The organism is Pseudomonas sp. WS 5010, assembly GCF_012985565.1.
GTDB lineage: Bacteria > Pseudomonadota > Gammaproteobacteria > Pseudomonadales > Pseudomonadaceae > Aquipseudomonas.
The window spans coordinates 159,880-182,270 of sequence record NZ_JAAQWQ010000008.1 but is presented as its reverse complement, the minus strand read 5'-3'; the positions used below and the strand labels follow the sequence as shown (position 1 = coordinate 182,270).

Here is a 22,391-nt window from a genome sequence, read left to right as displayed (position 1 = left end):
GAAACGATGCATCGCCGATGGTAGTGTGGGGTTTCCCCATGTGAGAGTAGGTCATCGTCAAGATTAAATTCCGAAACCCCAATTGCGAAAGCAGTTGGGGTTTTGTTTTGGGCGGTCGAAAAGGCGCGCGCAAAGACTAGCCCGCAGCTTCGCTGCTATCCACCCCCCAACCACCCTTCGGTCAATTCAATACAAAGTGTTTCGGTATTTTTGGTAAGGTGCAGCAGCTTTTTCAGGGACGGCCTTTCAACCGCAGGATGCGGCATCACCCTTATTCAACGAGATGCTGTAGAAATGCCCGAAGCCATACCGATCAAAGACCACGAAAAAGAGCACCGCCTGGTCAACAAGCGCCTGCTGGCCTGCGCAATACTGGTGCTTGGCATCACCTGTGCCCTGGTCGCCCGCATGTATTTCCTGCAGGTGGTGGAGTTCGACTATCACTCCACCATCTCCGAAAACAACCGTGTCCACGTCCTGCCCATCACCCCGACCCGCGGCCTGATCTATGACCGTAACGGTGTGGTTCTGGCCGATAACCGTCCCAGTTACAACCTGACCATCACCCGCGAACGGGCTACCGACCTGAAAGGGGAGCTGGACTCGATCATCGCTCTGCTGCACCTGCCCCCCGAAGACCGCGCTGTATTCGACAAGGCCCTGAAGCAAGCGCGCCACCCGTTCGTGCCCGTGACGTTGTTCTATGAGTTGACTGAAGAACAGATCGCCATATTGGCCGTCAACGAATTCCGCCTGCCAGGCGTGGATGTCGAGCCGCAGTTCGTGCGGCACTACCCGCTGGGTGCACACTTTGCGCATTCCATTGGTTACGTGGGGCGCATCAACGAGAAAGAGTCCAAGGAGCTGGATTCGGTCGAATACCGTGGCACGCAATCGATTGGTAAAACCGGCATCGAGCGCTTCTATGAGTCGCAGTTGCACGGCCATGTGGGTTATGAAGAGGTCGAGACCAATGCCCAGGGGCGGGTCTTGCGGGTGCTCAAACATACCGATCCGGTTCCCGGCAAAAATATCGTCCTGAGCCTGGATATCAAGCTCCAGGAAGCCGCCGAAGAAGCCCTGGGCGACCGTCGCGGGTCAGTAGTAGCCCTCGACCCGCAAACCGGCGAAGTCCTGGCGATGGTCAGCAAACCCAGCTTTGACCCCAACTCGTTCGTCACCGGCATTAGTTTCAAGGAATATGCCGCGCTCCATGACTCCCTCGACCGGCCCTTGTTCAACCGCGTGTTGCGCGGGCTGTATGCGCCAGGCTCGACGATCAAGCCGGAAGTGGCCATCGCCGGTCTCGACAGTGGCGTGGTCACCGCGCAAACCCGGGTCTTCGACCCCGGCTACTACCAACTGCCGGACTTTGATCACAAGTACCGCAACTGGAACCACAGCGGTGATGGCTGGGTAGATATGGACGCCGCCATCATGCGTTCCAATGACACCTACTTCTACGACCTGGCCCACAAGCTGGGGATCGATCGTCTGCACGACTACATGGCCGAATTCGGTCTTGGCCAGAAAGTCTCCCTGGACATGTTCGAAGAGTCGGCCGGCCTGATGCCATCCCAGGCCTGGAAGCGTGCCACCCGGCGCCAGCCCTGGTTCCCGGGCGAAACCGTGATCCTCGGCATCGGCCAAGGCTATATGCAGGTCACCCCGTTGCAATTGGCCCAGGCCACCGCGCTGATCGCCAACAAGGGCGTGTGGAATCGTCCGCACCTCGCCAAGACCATCGACGGTGTGCCACCCGTGGACGAGAACCCGATGCCCAATGTCGTGCTCAAGAACCCCCGCGACTGGGATCAGGTCAACCACGGCATGCAAATGGTGATGCACGACCCGCGCGGGATTGCCCGGGCGTCGGCCGCCGGTGCGCAGTATCGGATCGCGGGCAAGAGTGGCACCGCGCAGGTGGTGGCAATCAAGCAGGGCGAGCGCTACAACCGCCTGAAGACTCGCGAGCGCAACCGCGACAACGCATTGTTCGTCGGCTTCGCCCCGGCTGAACACCCCAGGATCGTGATTTCAGTGATGATTGAAAACGGCGAGGCGGGCGGCCGGGTGGCAGGCCCGGTGGTGCGCCAGATCATGGATGCCTGGTTGCTCGATCAACAAGGCCACCTGAAACCGCAGTACGCCACGCCGGCCAAGACATCGGGCGACCCTCGTGTCTAGCGCCAGTATCGTCAAGCCGTCTTGAGCGAGGTTCCACTGGGTAGATAAGCGATTGCATTTAGCCACAGCCTGCGCAGATAATGAGATGAATTATCATTAACGTGCTTGGCTGCCCGCGTGTCTACTCCTACCGATCCCAAGGTCCTTCTGGCAACGCTTTATGACGACAACCATCGCTGGTTGCGCGCCTGGTTGTATCGTCAGCTCAAGTGCCCGCAAGATGCCGCGGACCTGACCCAGGACACGTTTATCCGCATTCTGGATGCGCGCCAGCTCCATCAACTCGATGAGCCCCGCGCGTTTCTCAGCACCGTGGCGCGCCGCTTGTTGTTCAGCTTCTGGCGACGCAAACGGTTGGAGCAGACCTACCTCGACAGCCTAGCGCAGTTGCCGCACGCCTACACCCCTTCGGAAGAAGACCTGGCCCTGGTGCGCGAAGCGCTGGAAAGCATCGATCGCCTGCTCAATGGCCTACCGCCGCGTGTCCGGCAGATCTTTATGCTCAATCGCCTCGAGGGCTTGTCGCAGCCCGTCATCGCCCAGCAGTTGAGCGTGTCGCTGGCCACGGTAGAGCGTGATCTGCGCCGGGCTTTCCTGCATTGCCTGGCCGAGTCGGCGGACCTGACATGAGCCACCCCAAGGTGGACGCCACCACCCGCGCCGCCGTGGATTGGTTGCTACGCCTGGAGGCCGGGGCTGACGACCCCGCGCTGCGTCAAGCCTTCGAAGCCTGGCTGCGGGCCAACCCCCAGCACACCGTCGCCTGGCAGCGTGTGGGCAGTTTGCTGCAGCAGCCGATTGCTGATTTGCAGCGCGTCGAGGCCCGTAGCCCCGGCCAATTGCGCGCCGTTACCCAGGCCCTGGCGACGCCGGATTCCGAAGCGCGGCGCAAGGTACTGCGCGGTGGCCTGGCCCTGGTGTTGTTCGGTGTCAGCGGTGCGGCGATCTTTGACCGCGCCCAACCGCTCAATGGCCTGTGGGCCGACCGCCACACCGCCACCGGTGAGCGCAAGACTTTCGCCTTGGCCGATGGCAGCCGCCTGAGCCTCAATGCCCGCAGTTCGGTGGACATCCACTTCAGTGACAGCCGTCGCCTGGTGCGCCTGCGTGAGGGCCAAGTGTTCGTGGACGTCGCCGCCGACCCGCGCCGGCCGTTTGTGATCGCCACCGACCAGGGCGAAGTCCAGGCCCTGGGCACGCAATTTATGGTGCGCCAGGAGGCCACCGGCAGCCTGACCTCGGTGCAGCTGCACAGCGTCCAGGTCACCACGCTCGGCGGCAGCCAGCGCCGTGTAGAGGCGGGGGAGGCGGCGTGGTTCAGCGATGTCGATGTGCGCCCGGTACCGCTCTCGGTACGCAGCCGCGCGGACTGGCGCGACGGCCGCGTGGATATCCGTGATGAGCCCCTGGGCCTGTTGATCGACGCCCTGCGGCCGTATCGCCGGGGCGTATTGCGGGTCAGTGAGCAAGCCGCAAAAGTACGCGTCTATGGCGTGTACCCACTGGATGATCCGGCGCAAACCCTGGAGTCGCTGGCCCAGACCTTCCCCCTGCGCATCAGTCACTACGGCCCCTGGTTGACCCTGATAGACGTGCGTTGAGCCGACAATGGGAATTATTTTCACTCAGCGTGAGGGGGTCGCCGATCTCGCGAGTCAAGGTTAGGGAACGCCAACCTGACAATGAGCATCCTCACCCTATGGCACCCTTGATGATCCGTCCCTGCCTGTTGACCCTGGCCGTAACCCTGGCGGTGGTCGGCCACCCCGTGGCCGCCCTGGCCGATACGGCCGCCAGCACCCAGCAATATTTCAATCTGCCCGCTGCAGACCTCGGCGATAGCCTGAGCCGGCTGTCGCGGGAAAGCGGGCGCACGCTGTCGGTCAGCCCGGCCTTGCTGCAAGGCCGCCGCGCGCCGGCGCTGCAGGGCCAATACAGCCCTGAACAGGCCGCGCAACACTTGCTGGCCGGCAGTGGCCTGGGCCTGACCGTCACCGACAATGGCACCTGGAGCCTGTACCTGCTGCCCGAAGGCGGCGCCTTGAACCTTGGCGCCACCACCGTCACCGGCCTGGTAGCAGAAAATGCCTGGGGCCCGGTGGATGGCTATGTGGCCACCCGCAGCGCGACGGCCACCAAGACCGATACACCGATCCTGGAAATCCCGCAGACCGTCAACGTGGTCACCGCCGACCAGGTCAAGGTCCAGGGCGCACGCAACCTGACCCAGTCCTTGCGCTACACCCCAGGCGTCGATACCAACGGCTATACCGATCGCAACACCATCGCCGACGAGCTGACCAGCCGTGGCTTCGCGCCCACCTTGTTGTATCTCGATGGCGCCTATCTGCCTTACGCCGGCAGCCTCGGTGGCGCGCCGCAGATCGATCCCTACACCCTGGAACGCATTGAAGTGCTCAAGGGCCCGGCCTCAGTGCTGTTCGGGCAGAACCAGCCGGGCGGCATGATCAACCTGGTGTCCAAGCGGCCCACCACTGAGGCCCGGCATCAGGTCAAGTTTGGCCTGGGCAGTTACGACCGGGTCAATGGCGCCCTGGATTTCAGCGGCCCCCTCGATGAGGCAAAAACCTTGAGCTACCGCCTGATCGGCCTGGTCCGCGACGGTAACGAGATGGTCGACCATGCCACCGACAGCCGCACCTTGCTGGCCCCCAGCCTGACCTGGGCGCCCACGGATGACACTGCCCTGACGATCTATGCGCAGATCCAGCGTGACAAATCCCTGGCCGACTACCAGGCGTTGCCGGCCATTGGCACCCTGTACCGCAACTCCAAGGGCCAGCACATCGACCGCGACACCTTCCTCGGCGACTCCGACTGGAACAACTACATTCGCGATCAGTATGTGCTGGGCTATGACTTCTCCCATGCCTTCAACGACAACCTGGAATATAGCCAGACCGCACGGTTTACCGACGTCAACGACCGCTACAAAGGTTTCTACCTGAACCGCTTCGTCGAACTGCCCGATGGCAGCACCGACGACACCCGCGCCAGCCGCACCAAGCTCGACTGGCGCCAACACAACAGCGCCTACACCCTCGATAACAACCTGCAGGCCAAGTTCGCCACCGGTGCCCTGGAACACACCTTGCTGGTGGGCTTCGATCACCGCGAGTTCACCCGTAAATATCAGGGCTACAACCTCTCCGGCGCAGAAATCATCGACCTCTACAAACCGTCCAACTACCACACCTTTGGCCAGCCGCAACTGACCACCAAGTGGAACAACACGGTCAAGCAGACCGGCCTGTATGCCCAGGACCAGATCAAGTTCGACCGTTTCATCCTCACCATGGGCCTGCGTGAAGACTGGGCCGAAGTGATCAATCGCGACCTGCTGGACCACAGCACGGTGTCGCAGAAAGACAAGCAACTCACGCGTCGCGTCGGCCTGACTTACCTCACCGACTTCGGCCTGGCGCCCTACGTCAGTTATGCCGAGTCGTTTCTGCCCAGCGTCGGCCGGCTGGCCCCGGAGCGTGGCGGCGGCGCCTATAAACCGGTGGAAGGCGAGCAGTATGAGGCGGGCCTCAAATACCAGCCCAACGACCAGTCGCTGCTGACCTTGTCGGTGTTCCAGATCAAGCAGAAAAACGTCCTGACCGGCGATCTGGTCTATCGCGAATACCAGTTGCAGGAAGGCGAAGTGCGCTCGCGGGGCGTGGAATTTGAAGGCAAGGCCCGGTTTGGCCAGGTGGAGTTGATCAGTGCGCTGTCGTACCTGGACGTGATCTATACCAAGAGCAACTACGGCGAAGAGGGTAACCGCAGCGAGGCGCAGGCGCCTTGGAGCGCCAGTACCTGGGCCGACTACCACTTTGCCGGCGATACCCTGGCCGGCCTGACCGTAGGCGGTGGTGCGCGGTATACCGGGAAGAAGTACGGCGACTCGGCCAACACCTTCAAGACCCCGTCGTTCGTGGTCTTTGACGCCACCATCAGCTACGACCTGAGCCGCGTCAGCCCCACATTCAAGGGTGCCGAAGCCAGCCTCAACGTGCAGAACCTGTTTGACCGCGAGTACGTCTCGTCCTGCAACTACTCCTTTGGTTGCTATTACGGCCAGGAGCGCACTGCGTCCCTGGCCGTGTCCTACGATTGGTGAGCTACTTGATCACCACCGGGTTCACCGGCGCGCCGCTGCCACCGACAATCTTCAACGGCGCGGCGGTGTAGAGGAACTTCCACTGGCCGTCGTCGGCACAATCGGCGGCCAGATCCTCCAGCAGCACGATCTCGGTAAAGGCGATGCCGAGGTTGCGCATCAGCGCGCAATGCAACGGAATCTGCACCCCCGACACCGGATCGGTGATCACTTCGTTAGCGATGGTATCGGTCACCAGGTTGGGGATTTCCATGGCGTGGAACCACTCCACCAGTTCCCGGCTGTAGGTCAGGCCGGGCTCCACCAGGTCCTTGAAAAACTCGGTCTTGCCATACTCGTAGAAGGCGCCCATGGAGCCGGTACGGATGATCAGGATGTCGCGCTTTTCGATGGTCACGCCCTGGGCCTTGGCGGCGGCCAGCAAGTCCAGGTGGTTGAAGGTTTCGCCACGGCCCAGGTATTTCTTGCCGCGATGGCGGGCCATGTCGATCAGCACCGCGCGCCCGACCACGCCGCGCTCGGCAATCGCCAGCACACTGGCCTTGGCCATGCCGCCGACGGTGCTCATGGCGTCGTAGCCGTTCCACAGTTGATTGTCGTACCAGGCATGCCCGAGGGCGTCGTACTGGGTCGAGCCTTGCAGCTGCATGAAGATCACATCGTCGCAATACGCCGCGCCGCCGGTCATTTCGGGTTGCTTGCCGAAGTGGTAGTGGCTGTGATCCAGGGTGTTGAAGCGCATCGACGGGTTGCGCGCCGGCCACATCGGGTCGCCGCCCGGATGGCCGATCTGCACTTGCAGGGTGAAGGTCTTGCCCTGGCGCACCGCGGCCACGCCGCGCAGCACTTCGGTTTCGGTCAGGTAATTGAGGGCGCCGACTTCATCGTCCGGTCCCCATTTACCCCAGTTCTTTGGCAGGCCTTCGAGTAGCTGCTTGGTGCTCGGTTCGTTCTTGTTATGTAAGTCGCACATATCGACTCCGATCCCTTTGGTCGTTGAGTTACACGCAGCGCCCACCGTCGACTTCAAGGCAGGTGCCGGTGATAAAGGCCGCTTCGTCCGAGGCCAGGTACAGGCAGGCATTGGCCACGTCTTGCGGGGTGGAAAAACGTCCCAGGGGGATGGTTGCCATGAACTTCTGACGGTTTTGCGGGGTGTCCGGCACGCCCATGAACTCACTGAGCAACGCGGTTGCGCCGACCACCGGGTTCACGCAATTGACGCGGATATTGTCCGGCCCCAGCTCCGCCGCCATGGTCTTGCTCATGACCACCACCGCGCCCTTGCTGCCGTTATACCAGACCAGTCCCGGGCGTGGGCGGATCGCGGCGGTCGAGGCAATATTGACGAACACGCCGGCGCCCTGGCCGCGAAAGTGCGGCACAAAATGCCTGGCGCTGAGGTAGATGCTTTTGACGTTGACCGCAAACACCCGGTCGAACTCGGCCTCGTCCACCTCCAGCATCGGCCGGTTGCGGTGGGTGGTGCCGGCGTTGTTGATGACGATATCCAGCCCGCCGAATTGCTCCAGGGTCGCGCGCAGCAGCGCGCCCACGCTTTCGTCGTTGGCCACATTGACCTCGACGAAATGGGCATGGCCGCCGGTGGCGGCGATCTCATTGACCACCCGCTGGCCGCCGGTGGCGTTCATGTCGGCGACGATCACCCGCGCACCCTGTTGGGCGAAGGTCTTGGCGATCCCTTCACCAAAGCCGGAACCGGCACCAGTGACGATGGCAACTTTGTTTGCTAGACGCATGGAGTGTGCTCCTTTCTTGTTGTTGTAATGGCTTAGCCGTGTTTGATCGCAATGGTCTTCAAGGTGGTAAAGCCCAGCAGGGCCTCGAAGCCTTTTTCCCGGCCATAACCGCTGGCCTTGACGCCGCCGAAGGGCAGTTCAACCCCGCCGCCGGCCCCGTAGTTATTGATAAATACCTGGCCACAGCGCAGCTTGCGCGCCAGGCGCATTTGCCGTGCGCCGTCGCGGGTCCATACGCCGGCGACCAGGCCGAACTCGGTGCCATTGGCCAGGCGGATCGCCTCGGCTTCGTCGTCGAAAGGCATCACGGCCAACACCGGGCCGAAGACTTCCTCCCGGGCCAGGCGGCTGTCGGGCGGCACGTCGCGAAACAGCACCGCTTCCTGGAAGTAACCACCACTGCCGGCCTCGGCCACCACCTGGCCGCGCGCGGCCACCGTGATGCCGGCCTGTTCGGCCTCGCGCACGAACTCACGCACCTGGCGTTGCTGCTTCTGGTTGATCAGTGGGCCCATGTCCAGGTCCAGCGCCGAAGGCCCGGTGCGCAGTTCGCGAAAACGCTGGCTGAGTTGCTCCACCAGCGCCTCATAAATGCTGCGCTCCACCAGCAGCCGGCTGCCCGCCGAACAGGTCTGCCCGCAGTTCTGCACAATGGCGTTGACCAGCACCGGCAAGGCTTGCTCCAGGTCGGCATCGGCGAATACCAGCTGCGGTGATTTCCCGCCCAGTTCCAGGGTCACCGGGCAGTGCCGTTCAGCGGCGGCCTTGGACACCGCCGTGCCGGTCAGGGTGGAACCGGTAAACGAGATGTGATCGATACCCGGGTGGCTGCACAACGCCGCGCCAGCCTCGTAGCCATAGCCGGTCACCACATTGATCGCACCGGCCGGGAAGCCCACCTCGGCGGCAATCTGCGCCAGGCGCAGCAACGACAGGCTGGCATCCTCGGCCGGCTTGACCACACAGGCGTTGCCCGCCGCCAGGGACGCGCCGACGCTGCGGCCGAAGATCTGCATCGGGTAGTTCCACGGGATGATATGCCCGGTTACCCCATGGGGCTCGCGCACCGTCAGCACCGTGTAGCCGTTCTGATAAGGCAGGGTCTCGCCGTGCAACTTGTCGGCCGCGCCAGCGTAGTACTCGAAATAACGGGCGAGGGCGGTGGCATCGGCCCGCGCGACTTTCAGCGCCTTGCCAGTGTCCCGCGCCTCGATCTGCGCCAGTTCTTCGTGATGCTCCAGCACCGCCGCGCCAAGCCTGGCCAGCAGGCGGCTGCGCTCCAGGGCCGACAACGTGCCCCACGGGCCATCGAAGGTTTCGCCTACGGCCAGGCGCGCGGCGCGGACGGCGGCGTCCACATCGGCAGCGGTGCCCCGGGCGATGCTGGAGTAGGTTTCGCCGCTGCTGGGATCGATCACCGGGATGTCTTCCAGGGACGTCGAGGCTTGCCATTGGTTGGCGATGTAATGTGCGTTGATCATGTTCAGCTCCTGTTCCCGGCGATGCATTCGGCGATGGCCACGCCCACTTCGATCGTACTGGCGCTGCCGCCCATTTCCCGGGTGCGCGGGCCTTGCGCAAGCACCGTTTCGATGGCCGAGACAATCGCTGCTGCGGCCTGCTGGTACAGCGGGTCGCCATTGCCCAGGTGCTCGATCATCAACGCAGCCGACCAGATCTGCCCGATGGGGTTGGCCACGCCCAGCCCGGCAATGTCCGGCGCCGAACCGTGTACCGGCTCGAACAGCGACGGGTAGCGCCGTTCGGGGTTGAGGTTGGCCGAGGGGGCAATGCCGATGGTGCCGGTGCAGGCCGGGCCGAGGTCGGAGAGGATGTCGCCAAACAGGTTGGAGGCCACCACCACATCGAACCAGTCCGGGTGCTGCACAAAGTGTGCGCACAGTATGTCGATGTGGAATTTGGCGCTCTTGACGTCCGGGTAGCGCTGGGCGATCAGGTTCACCCGCTCGTCCCAGAACGGCATGGTGATGGAAATGCCGTTGGATTTGGTGGCGGCCACCAGGTGCTTGCGTGGTCGCTGCTGGGCGAGTTTGAAGGCGTAGTCCACCACCCGGTCCACGCCTTCGCGGGAGAAGATCGACTCCTGCACCGCGATCTCGCGCGGCGTGCCTTCCCACATCCGCCCGCCGACACTGGAGTACTCGCCCTCGGTGTTCTCGCGTACCACGATAAAGTCGATATCCCCCGGCACACGGCCGGCAAGCGGGCAGGGCACGCCGGGCATCAGGCGTACCGGGCGGATGTTGACGTACTGGTCGAACTGGCGGCGGATCTTGAGCAGTGACTCCCACACCGCCGTATGGTCGGCGATGATGTCCGGGGCACCCACGGCGCCGAAGAAGATCGCATCATGGCTGCCGATCTGCTCGGCCCAATCGTCCGGCATCATGGTGCCGTGGGCCAGGTAGTGCTCGCTGCACCAGGCAAAGTGATCGAACTCAAACGCAATCCCGAAGCGCCGGCTGACGGCCTCCAGTACGCGCAGGCCTTCGGGCACCACCTCGCGGCCGATACCGTCGCCGGGAATCACCGCAATACGATGGCGGGTGCTGGTCGTGGAATTGGACACGCCGTGTCTCCTGTTTTTGTTGTTGTCAGTGAGGCGGGGACATTCTTGGCACAGGTGCAGCGGTGGGGGAATTGCTGATTACAGAAGCGGCCTTCGCAAAAATCGAAGGCCAGTGATCAGTCGCAGTGGCAGGCAACCAGGTAGTCGAATAATGCCAGACTCGTCGGAGACGGCTGTTGCTGGCGCATGCAAAGGTACATCTGGCGGTCGGCCCAAGGGTCGTCGATTTCGATAAAGCGCAAGGCCATCTCCTTGCGAAAGATCTGCACCGCGCCCTGGGGCAACACGCCAACCCCTTGCCCGGCGGCAATCAGCCGGCACACCGCTTCAAAGCTGCGTACCTGCACCCGCAGGCGCAGCGGCATGCCAATCGCGGCGGCGGCTTCGGTGATCAGCGCGGTGATGGCGGCGTTATCCTCCAGGCCCACAAAGTCATAGCCCAGTAAATCGGCAAAGCGCGCATGGCGCATCTTGAACGGATGATCATCGGGCACCAGCAGGCACAGGCGGTCCTGGCAGTACGGGGCAAAGCGCAAGTCCTCGCCGCCCGGCTGGGTGGTGACGATGCCCACATCGGCCACGCCATCGCGCACCGCCTGCAGGATTTCGCGGCTGCGCTCTTCGCGGATATCCAGGCGGATGCCGGGGTGCAGAGCGTTCCACTGGGTCAGTTGGCGGGGCAGTTGCTGGCTCATCGCCGAACTGTTGGCATACAGGCACACGCGGCCGGTGGCGCCCTTGGCGTAGTCCGCGAGGTCAGCGTGCATCACATCCACTGCGCGCAAAATCGCCAACCCATGCTCGGCCAACACCTCGCCGGCCGCCGTGGGCGAGACGCCAGTGGAGGAGCGGTGTAACAGGGCGACCTTGAAATGCTGCTCGAGCAACGATAGGCGCCGGCTGGCCGCTGACAGCGAGAGGTGCGACTGCTCGGCCGCCCGGGACAGGCTGCCGAGCTTGACCGTCTTGAGGAACAGCTCGATGGAGGTGAGATCGGGGGCCATGCCAGAGTCCTTGTGCGCGGTCTGTGAAAACTACGCAGTTGGGACAGGACTGTCCAATCGTCTGATACAACGTTGGAGGCGCCGCCGATCCCTTGTGGGAGCTGTCGAGCCCCGGCGAGGCTGCGATGGCGGCGGCATTGCCAGCATTGATGGTGACTGACCCACCGCCATCGCAGCCTCGCCGGGGCTCGACAGCTCCCACCTTTAATCTTTGCTGCCTTGAGTAAAGTGCCGGTTAGAACTCGATGCTCGCCGACAGCTTGGCCACCCGTGGGTCGCCCTGGGTCAGGTAGCCGCCCATTGCCGACTCCCAGTATTTGGTATTGGCCACATTGTCCACGTTCAGCCCCAGGGTGACGTCGCGCTGCTCCACTTTGAAGTTGTAGCGTGCGCCCAGGTCAAAGCGGTTCCAGGCCGGCAGGCTGAGGTTGTTGGCGGCATCCACGTACTGCCCGCCGGTACGCAACATGCGCCCGCTGAGGGTCACGCCTTGCAGGCCCGGCACATCCCATTCCACACCGGCATTGAGCTGGAACGACGGCACGCCAATCGCGCGGTTGCCGTCGTTGGCGCCGTTCTGGGTGCCCTTGAGCTCGGTTTTCATCACCGTCGCACCGCCGAGCAAGCGCAGGCCGGCCAGCGGTTCGCCGAATACGTTGAGCTCTACGCCTTTGTTGATTTGCTCGCCTTCACGCACGAAGCGTGCGGTGGTGGCATCAATGATCTGGGTGTAGCCGGCGCCGGGCTGCTCTATGCGATACACACCCAGGGTCGCGCCGTAGGTGCCCATGTCAACCTTGACCCCGGCCTCGATCTGCTTGGAGCGTGCCGGCGCGAACGCCTGGCCACCGCCAATCACCGTACGCCCAGAGGAGTTAACCGGCGAAACAGGCCCCTTGGCCAAACCTTCAATCCGATTGGCATACAGCGACACATGCTCCCAAGGCTTGAACACAATGCCGTACACCGGTGTGGTGATCGACTGATCGTAGTTGGCCGTGCGGCTGCCGCTCATATAGTTGTAGCCCTGCACCACCATTTGCTGATGGCGCAGGCCCAGGGTGACCAACAAGCGATCATCGATAAAACCAACGGTGTCGGACACCGCCGCGCTGCGCATGAAGGTCTTGGCGGTGATGGTCGGGTCGCTGAAGTCGGTGCCAGGGGTATTGCGCGGGCTGTTCAGGCGCGGTTCGGCGCCGGTTACCGGGTGGTAGATATTGGTGCTGGTCTTGGCGCTGTCGAACACATAGGCGTTGCGCGCCTCGGTCCAGATCCCGGCCAGGCCGAAATTCAGGCGGTGGCTCACCGGCCCGGTCTGGAAATTGCCCTTCAAGCCGGCCATGGCGCTGCTGTTGTCTTCTTCGTGGGCGATGGTCGAGGCGCTGGTCTGGGCATTGCCCAGGTTGTCGTTGACGGTCACCGAGGAATACCGGCCCATCTCCCGGGTATGCTTGGCACCGCCCGCCGCGTAGGCGGTCCAGTTGTCGTTCAGGTCGTACTCGGCGCGCAGCATGCCCAGGGTGTCTTCAATATTGGTTGCGCTCCAGCGCGGCGCGTAGTTGGTGTCGGCGGAAGGGGCGTCGGGTACGTGGGTCACCAGGGGGCCGAGGAACACCGAGTTGCGCCCGCCATTGACGCGCTGCTTCTGATACGCGAAATCCCCCGACAGGCGCAATGCATCACCACGGTAATCCAGGCCGACGGCAAACAGCTTGGAGCGCTGGTTCTCATTGTCGGTGGCGGTATCGCCTTCACGCTGGGACAGGTTCACCCGCGCCCCAAAACGATTGTCTTCGCCAAAACGCTGGCCGAGATCCAGGTGCTGGCCAATCCGGCCTTCGCTACTGATATCGGTGCTGAAGCGGCGCAGCGGCACGTCGTCGGCGCGCTTGGGTTGCAGGTTCACGCCGCCGCCGATACCGGAGCCGGAGGGCGTTACCCCGTTGATAAAAGCGTTGGGGCCCTTGAACACTTCCACCCGTTCCAGGGCGTCGGTGGACATGATCTGCCTGGGCAGGATGCCGTACAGACCGTTGTAGGAAATGTCGTCGCCATTCAATGGCAGGCCACGAATCACGAACAATTGCGACTGGTTGGCGTAACCCGAGGCCTGGCGCACGGACGAGTCGTTGAGCAGTACATCGCCCACGGTCTCGGCCTGTTGGTCGCGAATCAGTTGTTCGGTGTAGGAGGCCATGCTGAACGGCACGTCCATGATGTCCTGGTTGCCCAAGACCCCCAACTGCCCGCCGCGTGCGACCTGGCCGCCGGCGTACACCGGGGGCAGGGCGCCGGGGATGATGGATTCGGCGCTGATGCTGGTTGCCCCCAGTTCCAGGGCCTGGCCATTGCCCGCATCCTGCGGGGTTTGTTGGGGGGCGCTGTGGACAGCAAAGCTCAGGGAGCAGCACAGGGCGAGCAGGGTCGGGCGAAACGGCACGGCGAGTCGGGTACAAGTGGGCATGGTCGATCCGGACGGCGAAGCGTCAATGTGAGGAAGGGGGCAACAACGTTGCGCTTCCTCGTTGCGCGAATACGACTCCAGTGCAAATGATAATAAATGCTAAATGATATTTCACAAACTGATTTGTGGTGTATGACTTTTCTGAAGGGCAAAAAATTTCTATTAAGGCCTGATGGCGGATGCCGAGTAGAATCGCGCCCTGAAAGCGATTCCTGAGGTGCGGCAAGGTGGATTTACAGCAGGGTTTTGTCCTGACCCGGCATTGGCACGACACCCCGGCGGGCACGCAGGTCAGCTTCTGGCTGGCGACCGACCAGGGGCCGCGGTATATCCGTCTACCGGTGCAGCCTTCGGTGATGTTTATTCCGCTGGCCCATCGCGAGCACGCGCAACGGGTGCTCAAGGGCGAGCGCGACGTGGAACTGCGCCCGCTGCAACTGTGTGACTTCCACCACCGCCCGGTCCTGGGCCTCTACACCCGCCAGCATCGCCAAGCGATGGACCTGGAAAAACGCCTGCGCCAGGCCGGCGTGGATGTCTACGAAGGCGATGTGCGCCCGCCCGAGCGCTATATGATGGAGCGCTTCATCACCGCACCGGTGGCATTTGGCGGCACGCCCGGCGAGGGCGGGATGTTGCTGGAGGCGCAGATGAAGCCTGCGCCCGACTACCGCCCGGCGTTGAAGCTGGTGTCGCTGGATATCGAAACCACCGCGCGCGGCGAGCTGTATTCCATCGCCCTGGAAGGCTGCGGCGAGCGCCAGGTGTATATGCTCGGCCCGCCGAACAAAACCTGCGCGGTGGATTTCAAGCTCGAATACTGCGACAGCCGCGCCCAACTGCTGGAGCGCCTCAACCAGTGGCTGGCGCAATACGACCCCGACGCGATCATCGGCTGGAACCTGGTGCAGTTCGACCTGCGGGTCCTCCACGAGCATGCCCAACGCCTTAACGTGCCATTGCTGCTTGGCCGTGGCGGCGAGGCCATGGCCTGGCGCGAGCACGGCAGCCGCCACCATTTCTTCGCCGCCGCTGCCGGGCGGTTGATCATCGATGGCATCGAGGCCTTGCGCTCGGCGACCTGGACTTTTGAGTCATTCAGCCTGGAAAACGTCGCCCAGACCCTGCTGGGCGAAGGCAAGTCGATCGCAACGCCGTATCAGCGCATGGACGAGATCAACCGCATGTTCGCCGAGGACAAGCCCGCCCTGGCGCGCTACAACCTCAAGGACTGCGAGTTGGTGACGCGGATTTTCGAGAAAACCGAGTTGCTCAAGTTCCTTCTGGAACGGGCCAGCGTTACCGGCCTGCCGGCAGATCGCAACGGTGGTTCGGTGGCGGCGTTCACCCATTTGTACATGCCGCTGATGCATCGCCAGGGCTTTGTCGCGCCCAACCTGGGGGACAAACCGCCCCAGGCCAGCCCCGGCGGTTTTGTCATGGACTCGCGGCCGGGGCTGTACGAGTCGGTGCTGGTGCTGGACTACAAAAGCCTTTATCCGTCGATCATTCGCAGCTTCCTGATCGACCCCGTGGGCCTGATCGAAGGCCTGCGCCATCCTGACGACAGCGAGTCGGTGGAAGGCTTTCGCGGCGCGCGCTTTTCCCGCACCCGGCATTGCCTGCCGGCCATTGTGGCGCGGGTCTCCGAAGGCCGCGAAGTGGCCAAGCGCGAGCATAACGCGCCGTTGTCCCAGGCCCTGAAGATCATCATGAATGCCTTCTACGGCGTGCTCGGCTCCAGCGGCTGTCGGTTCTTCGACACGCGGCTGGCGTCGTCGATCACCCTGCGCGGCCACCAGATCATGCGCCAGACCCGCGAACTGGTCGAAGCCCAGGGTTATGAGGTGATCTATGGCGACACTGACTCCACCTTTGTCTGGCTCGGCAGTGCCCATTCCCAGGAGGACGCCGCGCGCATCGGCCAGGACCTGGTGCAACACGTCAACCAATGGTGGCGCGAGCGCCTGCACAGCGAATTCGGCCTGCAAAGCGCCCTCGAACTGCAATACGAAACCCACTTCAGCCGCTTCCTGATGCCGACCATCCGCGGTGCGGAAGAGGGCAGCAAGAAGCGCTATGCAGGCCTTGTGACCCGCGCCGATGGCAGTGAAGAAATGATCTACAAAGGCCTGGAAACCGTGCGCAGCGACTGGTCGCCCCTGGCCCGCCAGTTCCAGCAGGAGCTGTACCAGCGCATCTTCCATCGCCAGCCCCATCAGGATTACGTGCGTGACTACGTGCGCCGCACCATCAGCGGCGAGTTCGATGAGCTGCTGATCTACCGCAAGCGCCTGCGCCGGCAACTGGGCGACTACGAACGCAACGTGCCGCCCCATGTACGGGCCGCGCGCCTGGCGGATGAATACAACGACCGCCAGGGCCGCCCGCGCCAGTACCAGAACGGTGGCTGGATTCGCTACGTGATCACCGTCAACGGCCCCGAGCCCCTGGAAGTACGCCAGGCGCCGATTGACTACGACCACTACGTCACCCGGCAATTGCAGCCGGTGGCCGATGCGATCCTGCCGTTTGTCGATGATGATTTCAGCACCCTGGTCGGTGGTCAGATGGGCTTGTTTTAACCCCTGGAACACGTTTCACTCTGGACGCTGAATCTCCAGGAGGAAGGCCCATGTACACGCTCTACGGTACGCAAAGCTCTGGCTCATGCATCGTCGAAATCGCCTTGCAACGTTGCGGCGTGCCGTGGCAGCAGGTCGATGCCAGCCCCTGGGGCGATGCGGCGGGGATGGAGGCCCTCGGGCAGATCAACCCGCTGCGGCAAATCCCCACCCTGCAACTGCCCGACGGCAGCGTGTTGACGGAGAGCGCGGCGATCCTGATCCACCTGGGCCTGGCGTATCCGGCCAGCGGATTGCTGTCCGGCAACCGTGCGCAGATCATTCGCGGCCTGGTGTATATCGCCGCCAACTGCTACTCGGCAATCACCATCATCGACTACCCCCAGCGCTTTCTCGACGACGCCGACGAGGCGGTACAGGCGCAACTGATTGCAGGTACCCAGCAGAAACTGCACCGCACCTGGCAGTTGTTTGCCGAGCAATTTGCCGGGCAACTTTTTACCCCGCAGGGCCTGCCCAATGCCTTGGGCATCATGGCGGCGGCCGTGTCCCGCTGGGAGGGTGCGCGCGACGTCCTGCAACACTCCCACCCCGCGTGCGCCCAGGCCCTGGCGCAGGTGGATGCCGACCCGCAGGTGGCCCCGGTGTTCGCCTGGCACTGGCCGGATTGGCCCGGGCAGTGAGCCTTGGCAATCAGAAGAAACAATGAGCCTCGAAGCGCCTCAAGCCCTTGCGTCGCGGGCGTCCTGGCCTACTCTTTCTGATAGTCGCGTAGGAATCATCCTTGAAATTGACTGTCGCAGACATGAAACTCAAAAACTCTGCATGGAATTGGAAGGAGGTACGCATGCTCGTCCGGTCGCTGACCCTGGCTACCTTGATGGCGTTTACGGGGCCGTTGTTGGCTGCGGATAACCGAGGCCCGCTGGAACAGGATCAAGGCAAATTCCGCCCGCTGATCGTGATTGCACCCAGCTCCATCGACCCGACTCAGGTCCAGCTCAAGAAAGACCTTGAACAGCCTGAGAACAAACAGAAGTTCACCGAGCGCAACATGGTGCTCTACACCGTGAACTACACGAGCATCGGCACCGTCGGCCAGCGTGACGGCAAGGACCTCGGCGCCCAGGACACCAACGCGCTGATCCGCGCCCTGAAGCTTGGCGCCAGTGCCGGCACCAAAGTGATCCTGGTGGGCAAGGATGGCGAGAAGAAAGTCGAAAAGACCGTGCCCCCCGATACCCTTGACCTTGCAGAGTTCTTTGCGGCTGTCGACAAGATGCCCATGGCAGAAAAAGAAGCCGCCGCCCCCGCCGAGCCGGAACCCGCCGCCCCGGCAGCGGGCAAACCTGGCGCCAAAGCCAAGCCTGGCAAGCACGCGCCGCAACCACTGGAAGATTGATGCTCCTCGCTGGCGCCTACAGGGGAGGTGCCAGCGAACCCTACAAGCTGTATGCCACTTGCAGGCATTGCGCCATGAAGCATATGATAACCGTTATCATTTACGGCCTACCTTCTGCGCGCACCCTCCATGCCCCCGAACCCTGCGACAAGCCCTACTGACCTGGCCACCCTGTATCAGCAGCAACACCGCTGGCTGCAGCACTGGCTGTGGCGTCGCCTGAACTGCTCGCAGAGCGCCGCCGACCTGGCCCAGGATACATTCCTGCGCCTGCTGGCCAAGAACCAACCCCTGGAAGTCCAGGCGCCTCGCAGCTTTCTGGCGAAGGTCGCACAGAGCGTGTTGTCCAATCACTTTCGTCGGCAGAAGCTGGAAAAGGCCTACCTGCAAGCCCTGGCGCTGTTGCCCGAAGAGGTCGCCCCCAGCGCCGAGACGCAATGGCTACTCCTGGAAACCCTGATGGCTCTCGACGAAGTGCTCAGCCGCCTGGCATTGCCGGTGCGCCAGGCCTTCCTCTGGTCGCAGCTCGACGGCTTGAGCCACGGCGAGATTGCCGAGCGCCTGGGCACCAGCATCACCACGGTCAAGCGCTACATCGTCAAGGCCGGTGCGCAGTGCATTGTGCTCGACAGCCAGCGCCCATGAATCCCTCGCCCCTGACCCTGGACGCCGCCGAGCAGGCCATGCACTGGCAGTTGGAGTTGCAGGCGCCGGATGTCACCGAACAGACCCGTGCGCAATGGCTGGCGTGGCGCCAGCAGGATCCGCTCAACGAGCAGGCATGGCAGTATTCCCAGCGATTTTTCCAGCGTATGCACGAGGTGCGCGACCCGGCGCACCAGGCGCTGGTCAGCGCCACCCTGTTGCCGGCGATGTCCCGGCGCCGGGTGCTGAAAAATCTGGCCCTGTTGCTGGCCGCCGGCAGTGTGGCATGGACCGCCCGGGACGCCGGCCTGCTGCAACCCTGGACCTGCGATTTCAGCACCTCGGTCGGTGAGCAATGGCGCATCGACCTGGCGGACAACAGCCAAATCCAGCTCAACACCGACACTGCTGTCGATGTGAACTACGGCCCCGACCAGCGCCAGATTCATCTGCTGCGCGGGGAGATCCTGGTGTTGCCCAACCCGCTGGACAGCCGCCCGCTGTGGGTGAAAACCGCCGAAGGCCTGACCCACGCCACGGGCGGGCGCTTCAGCGTGCGCCAGCGCGATGGTTTTACCCAGTTGGGGGCTGACCAGCAGCCGCTGGCGGCGCAGATTCCAGCGCGCAACCTGAGCCTTTCTCCCGGCGAAATCATCAGCTTTGACCCGCAGACCCTGCTGGCGCGGCGCTCCCAGCGCGCCGGCGAACTGGCCTGGAGCCGCGGCATGATCGTCGCCGAGGATCTGCGCCTGGAAGACTTCCTCAATGAATTGAGCCGCTACCGGCGCGGGCATCTGGACTGTGATCCGAGCGTGCGCGAACTGCGCGTGTCTGGCACCTATCCACTGGCCGACACCGACCGCATTCTGGTGGCGCTGCAACAGACCCTCAAGCTGGATGTGCAGCATTTCACGCGGTACTGGGTCACGCTGAAACCGCGTCGGGCACAGGTATGAATTTATTTTGCATGCCTGTGGTCCGTTTCCCAATCTCACGAGACTTATATCCCCAGACACTCACTTATCTGGGGAACAGGGCATGCACCCGCAACGCACCATCCGGGCAACACTGAAAAAATCACTGGCCGTGGCCGTCGTCCGTGGCATCGCCAGCTTCGGCGTGGCTGCGCCGTTGTTGCTGGCGCCGGCCTGGGCAATGGCCGCGTCACAGCAGGAATTCGATATCGCCCCAGGCTCACTGGCCGGCGCGTTGAACCAGTTTGGCCAGGCCACGCAGATCCTGCTGTCCTACCCGGCCGCCCTCACGCAAGGGCAGACCAGCCCGGGCCTGCAAGGGCGGCATGACCTCGACAGCGGCCTGGCGATCCTGCTCAGCAACAGCTCGCTGCAAGCGGTGCGTGGCAGTGGCGATAACTACTCCCTGGAGTCCCGGCCTACCGACGGCGCATTGCAACTGGGCACCGTGTCGATCTCCGGCAAGGCGCCGGGGTCGACCACCGAAGGCACCGGTTCCTACACCACGCAGTCGTCCAGCAGCTCCACGCGCCTGAACCTGACGCCCAGGGAAACCCCGCAATCGTTGACCGTCATGACCCGCCAGCGCCTGGATGACCAGCGCCTGACCAACCTGTCCGATACCCTGGATGCCACCCCCGGCATCATCGTATTGCGTGATGGCCTGGGTTCGGAAAGCGATAGCTATTTCTCCCGGGGTTTCCAGATCCAGAACTTCGAAATCGACGGCGTGCCCACCGTCACGCGCATGGACAACTACACCCAGAGCATGGCGATGTACGACCGGGTGGAAGTGGTGCGCGGCGCCACCGGCTTGATCAGCGGCATGGGCAACCCCTCGGCCACCATCAACCTGATCCGCAAGCGCCCGACGGCCGAGGCGCGGGCCAGTGTCACCGCTGAAGCGGGCAACTGGGACCGCTACGGCAGTGGCCTGGACGTGTCCGGCCCGCTGACCGAAACCGGCAACGTGCGCGGGCGCCTGGTGGCCGACTACAAGAGCGAACATGCCTGGGTCGACCGCTACAAGCAGCAGACCCAATTGCTGTACGGCATCACGGAATTCGACTTGAGCGAAGACACCTTGCTGACCCTGGGTTTCAGCTACCTGCGTACCGACGTGGATGCCCCGGCGCGTTCCGGTTTGCCCACGCGCTTTACCGACGGTTCGCGCAGCAACCTCAGCCGTTCCCTGAATACCGCACCGGCCTGGTCCTATAACGACCATGAACAGACCAGTTTCTTTACCTCCATCGAACAGAAGTTCGACAGTGGCTGGAGCGCCAAGGCCGAGTTCACCCATTCGCAAAACAAGTTCGATGAGGTGTTCAACTACGTCAATGGCAACCTCAACAGCGATGGCAGCGGCACCACGCAGTTGCCGGTGCGCTTCTCCGGTACGCCGCGCCAGGACAACCTCGACCTGTACGCCACCGGCCCGTTCAGCCTGCTGGGCCGCGAGCACGAGTTGATCGCCGGCGTGACCCTGTCCAAGTACAAGGAAAACGTGCCCAGCCATGGCGGCTGGAACTACGCGTATTCCGGTTCCCCGGCGGGCGCCATCGACAACCTGTTCAACTGGGACGGGCACTCGGCCAAGCCGGACTTCCCGGTGACCGGCAAATCCTCGGTGGATGAAAGCCAGTACGCCGCCTACCTGAGCACGCGCCTGCGCATGACCGACGACCTGAGTGTGATCCTCGGCAGCCGGGTCATCGACTGGAAGCGCGAAACCGCAGACAGCCCCTATGGCGGCGTCGCCACCCGCACCGATGAATCGGAGACCGGCGTGTACATTCCCTACGCCGGCGTGGTCTACGACCTGACCGACAACTGGTCGGCCTACGCCAGCTACACCAAGATCTTCAATCCCCAGGCCAGTTGGGTGCGCGATATCAACAACAAGGCCCTGGAACCTATGGAAGGCAAGGGCTACGAGCTTGGCTTGAAGGGCAGCTTCTTCGACGAGCAGTTGAACACCAGCCTGGCGCTGTTCAAGCTGGAGCAGGACAACCTGGCGATCTGGATCGACACCCCGGGCGGCAACACCTACCGCAACGAGAAGGGCACCACCACCGAGGGCGTCGAGCTGGAACTCAACGGTCAATTGGCTGAAGGCTGGCAAGCCTCTGCGGGCTATGCCTATGCGGTCAGTACCGATGCCGACGACAAACGCATCGTCACCACCTTGCCCCGCCAGAGCCTGAAGACCTTCACCACCTACCGCCTGCCGGGCGCGTTGAACAAAGTGACCGTGGGGGGCGGGGTGAACTGGCAGAGCAAAGTCGGTGAAGACCTGCACACGTTCAGCCAGGGCAGCTACGCCATCACCAACCTGCTACTGCGCTATGACGTGACACCGCAGTTGAGCACCTCGGTCAACCTCAACAACCTGTTTGACCGCGAGTACTTCAGCTATGCCGGCAACCACGGGATGTACGGCGCACCGCGCAACCTGATGACCAGCGTCAAATACGATTTCTAAATCCACCCACGCCCCCCTGTGGAAGCTGGTTCAGGCACCATTTTTGCCAGCTGACACACCGCCATCGCAGGCAAGCCAGCTCCTACATTTGATTTGTGGTGTGGCACAAATCCTATGCCCAACAGAGATCCCTTGTAGGAGCGGGCTTGCCCGCGATAGCGGT

16 protein-coding genes are annotated in these 22,391 nt (G+C 63.0%); 10 read left to right on the top strand and 6 right to left on the bottom strand.

The genetic code is table 11. The annotated features are described in order from the left end of the window. Positions 1-294: 294 nt before the first annotated feature. The 4 genes from mrdA to HBO11_RS24935 all read left to right on the top strand — a co-directional run bounded on the left by mrdA (position 295) and on the right by HBO11_RS24935 (position 6,316). Positions 295-2,187, top strand: coding sequence for a penicillin-binding protein 2 (mrdA, locus tag HBO11_RS24950; protein ID WP_169957315.1), 1,893 nt, complete (start codon positions 295-297; stop codon positions 2,185-2,187). 117 nt (positions 2,188-2,304) lie between these two features. Then, on the top strand, positions 2,305-2,817 hold the full coding sequence (locus tag HBO11_RS24945; RefSeq protein ID WP_057439140.1) for a sigma-70 family RNA polymerase sigma factor: 513 nt from the start codon (positions 2,305-2,307) through the stop codon (positions 2,815-2,817). After that, positions 2,814-3,788 carry a FecR family protein gene (locus HBO11_RS24940; protein WP_169957317.1) on the top strand — a complete coding sequence of 325 codons (975 nt, stop codon included), beginning with the start codon at positions 2,814-2,816 and terminating at the stop codon, positions 3,786-3,788. Before HBO11_RS24945 ends, HBO11_RS24940 begins: the two co-directional genes overlap by 4 nt. Before the next feature lie 110 nt (positions 3,789-3,898). Next, positions 3,899-6,316: a TonB-dependent siderophore receptor gene (locus HBO11_RS24935; RefSeq protein WP_262381114.1), complete on the top strand. Its 2,418-nt coding sequence runs from the start codon at positions 3,899-3,901 to the stop codon at positions 6,314-6,316. Between the two features lies 1 nt (position 6,317). Here the strand turns inward: HBO11_RS24935 and HBO11_RS24930 are convergent, their stop codons facing one another. The 6 genes from HBO11_RS24930 to HBO11_RS24905 form a co-directional block, all read right to left on the bottom strand. Continuing rightward, entirely contained in the window at positions 6,318-7,289 is a 972-nt protein-coding gene (locus tag HBO11_RS24930; protein WP_169957320.1) for a cyclase family protein, read from the bottom strand. Between the two features lie 28 nt (positions 7,290-7,317). Continuing rightward, on the bottom strand, positions 7,318-8,076 hold the full coding sequence (locus HBO11_RS24925; protein WP_169957322.1) for an SDR family oxidoreductase: 759 nt from the start codon (positions 8,074-8,076) through the stop codon (positions 7,318-7,320). A gap of 32 nt (positions 8,077-8,108) precedes the next feature. After that, positions 8,109-9,557, bottom strand: coding sequence for an aldehyde dehydrogenase family protein (locus tag HBO11_RS24920; RefSeq protein WP_169957323.1), 1,449 nt, complete (start codon positions 9,555-9,557; stop codon positions 8,109-8,111). Between the two features lie 2 nt (positions 9,558-9,559). Next, positions 9,560-10,666 (bottom strand): tartrate dehydrogenase, encoded by a 1,107-nt coding sequence (locus tag HBO11_RS24915; protein ID WP_169957325.1) that lies wholly within the window; start codon positions 10,664-10,666, stop codon positions 9,560-9,562. A gap of 116 nt (positions 10,667-10,782) precedes the next feature. Next, positions 10,783-11,670 carry a LysR family transcriptional regulator gene (locus HBO11_RS24910; RefSeq protein WP_169957327.1) on the bottom strand — a complete coding sequence of 296 codons (888 nt, stop codon included), beginning with the start codon at positions 11,668-11,670 and terminating at the stop codon, positions 10,783-10,785. A 235-nt stretch (positions 11,671-11,905) separates the two neighbouring features. Beyond that, positions 11,906-14,137 carry a TonB-dependent siderophore receptor gene (locus HBO11_RS24905; protein WP_169954796.1) on the bottom strand — a complete coding sequence of 744 codons (2,232 nt, stop codon included), beginning with the start codon at positions 14,135-14,137 and terminating at the stop codon, positions 11,906-11,908. Between the two features lie 227 nt (positions 14,138-14,364). On the opposite strand from HBO11_RS24905, the gene HBO11_RS24900 reads away from it, so the two are divergent. The 6 genes from HBO11_RS24900 to HBO11_RS24875 all read left to right on the top strand — a co-directional run bounded on the left by HBO11_RS24900 (position 14,365) and on the right by HBO11_RS24875 (position 22,228). Next, positions 14,365-16,722 (top strand): DNA polymerase II, encoded by a 2,358-nt coding sequence (locus HBO11_RS24900; RefSeq protein ID WP_169954795.1) that lies wholly within the window; start codon positions 14,365-14,367, stop codon positions 16,720-16,722. 50 nt (positions 16,723-16,772) lie between these two features. Beyond that, a complete protein-coding gene (locus HBO11_RS24895; protein ID WP_169954794.1) occupies positions 16,773-17,405 on the top strand; it encodes a glutathione S-transferase in 633 nt (210 codons plus the stop codon). Between the two features lie 164 nt (positions 17,406-17,569). Continuing rightward, on the top strand, positions 17,570-18,124 hold the full coding sequence (locus HBO11_RS24890) for a DUF4174 domain-containing protein (protein WP_032862995.1): 555 nt from the start codon (positions 17,570-17,572) through the stop codon (positions 18,122-18,124). 129 nt (positions 18,125-18,253) lie between these two features. Beyond that, the gene (locus tag HBO11_RS24885; protein ID WP_169954793.1) at positions 18,254-18,769 is read left to right on the top strand and encodes a sigma-70 family RNA polymerase sigma factor; all 516 of its coding nucleotides are present in this window, start codon (positions 18,254-18,256) and stop codon (positions 18,767-18,769) included. Further along, positions 18,766-19,725, top strand: coding sequence for a FecR family protein (locus HBO11_RS24880; protein WP_169954792.1), 960 nt, complete (start codon positions 18,766-18,768; stop codon positions 19,723-19,725). The genes HBO11_RS24885 and HBO11_RS24880 overlap by 4 nt, the downstream gene beginning before the upstream one ends. Before the next feature lie 82 nt (positions 19,726-19,807). Continuing rightward, positions 19,808-22,228: a TonB-dependent siderophore receptor gene (locus tag HBO11_RS24875; RefSeq protein WP_169954791.1), complete on the top strand. Its 2,421-nt coding sequence runs from the start codon at positions 19,808-19,810 to the stop codon at positions 22,226-22,228. Positions 22,229-22,391 lie beyond the last annotated feature (163 nt).

Bases quoted from the DNA above. Each gene is read 5' to 3' on its own strand.
- mrdA (WP_169957315.1), top strand. From the start codon at position 295: ATGCCCGAAGCCATACCGATCAAAGACCACGAAAAAGAGCACCGCCTG.
- HBO11_RS24940 (WP_169957317.1), top strand. From the start codon at position 2,814: ATGAGCCACCCCAAGGTGGACGCCACCACCCGCGCCGCCGTGGATTGG.
- HBO11_RS24935 (WP_262381114.1), top strand. From the start codon at position 3,899: ATGATCCGTCCCTGCCTGTTGACCCTGGCCGTAACCCTGGCGGTGGTC.
- HBO11_RS24930 (WP_169957320.1), bottom strand. From the start codon at position 7,289: ATGTGCGACTTACATAACAAGAACGAACCGAGCACCAAGCAGCTACTC.
- HBO11_RS24925 (WP_169957322.1), bottom strand. From the start codon at position 8,076: ATGCGTCTAGCAAACAAAGTTGCCATCGTCACTGGTGCCGGTTCCGGC.
- HBO11_RS24920 (WP_169957323.1), bottom strand. From the start codon at position 9,557: ATGATCAACGCACATTACATCGCCAACCAATGGCAAGCCTCGACGTCC.
- HBO11_RS24910 (WP_169957327.1), bottom strand. From the start codon at position 11,670: ATGGCCCCCGATCTCACCTCCATCGAGCTGTTCCTCAAGACGGTCAAG.
- HBO11_RS24905 (WP_169954796.1), bottom strand. From the start codon at position 14,137: ATGCCCACTTGTACCCGACTCGCCGTGCCGTTTCGCCCGACCCTGCTC.
- HBO11_RS24895 (WP_169954794.1), top strand. From the start codon at position 16,773: ATGTACACGCTCTACGGTACGCAAAGCTCTGGCTCATGCATCGTCGAA.
- HBO11_RS24890 (WP_032862995.1), top strand. From the start codon at position 17,570: ATGCTCGTCCGGTCGCTGACCCTGGCTACCTTGATGGCGTTTACGGGG.
- HBO11_RS24885 (WP_169954793.1), top strand. From the start codon at position 18,254: ATGCCCCCGAACCCTGCGACAAGCCCTACTGACCTGGCCACCCTGTAT.
- HBO11_RS24880 (WP_169954792.1), top strand. From the start codon at position 18,766: ATGAATCCCTCGCCCCTGACCCTGGACGCCGCCGAGCAGGCCATGCAC.
- HBO11_RS24875 (WP_169954791.1), top strand. From the start codon at position 19,808: ATGCACCCGCAACGCACCATCCGGGCAACACTGAAAAAATCACTGGCC.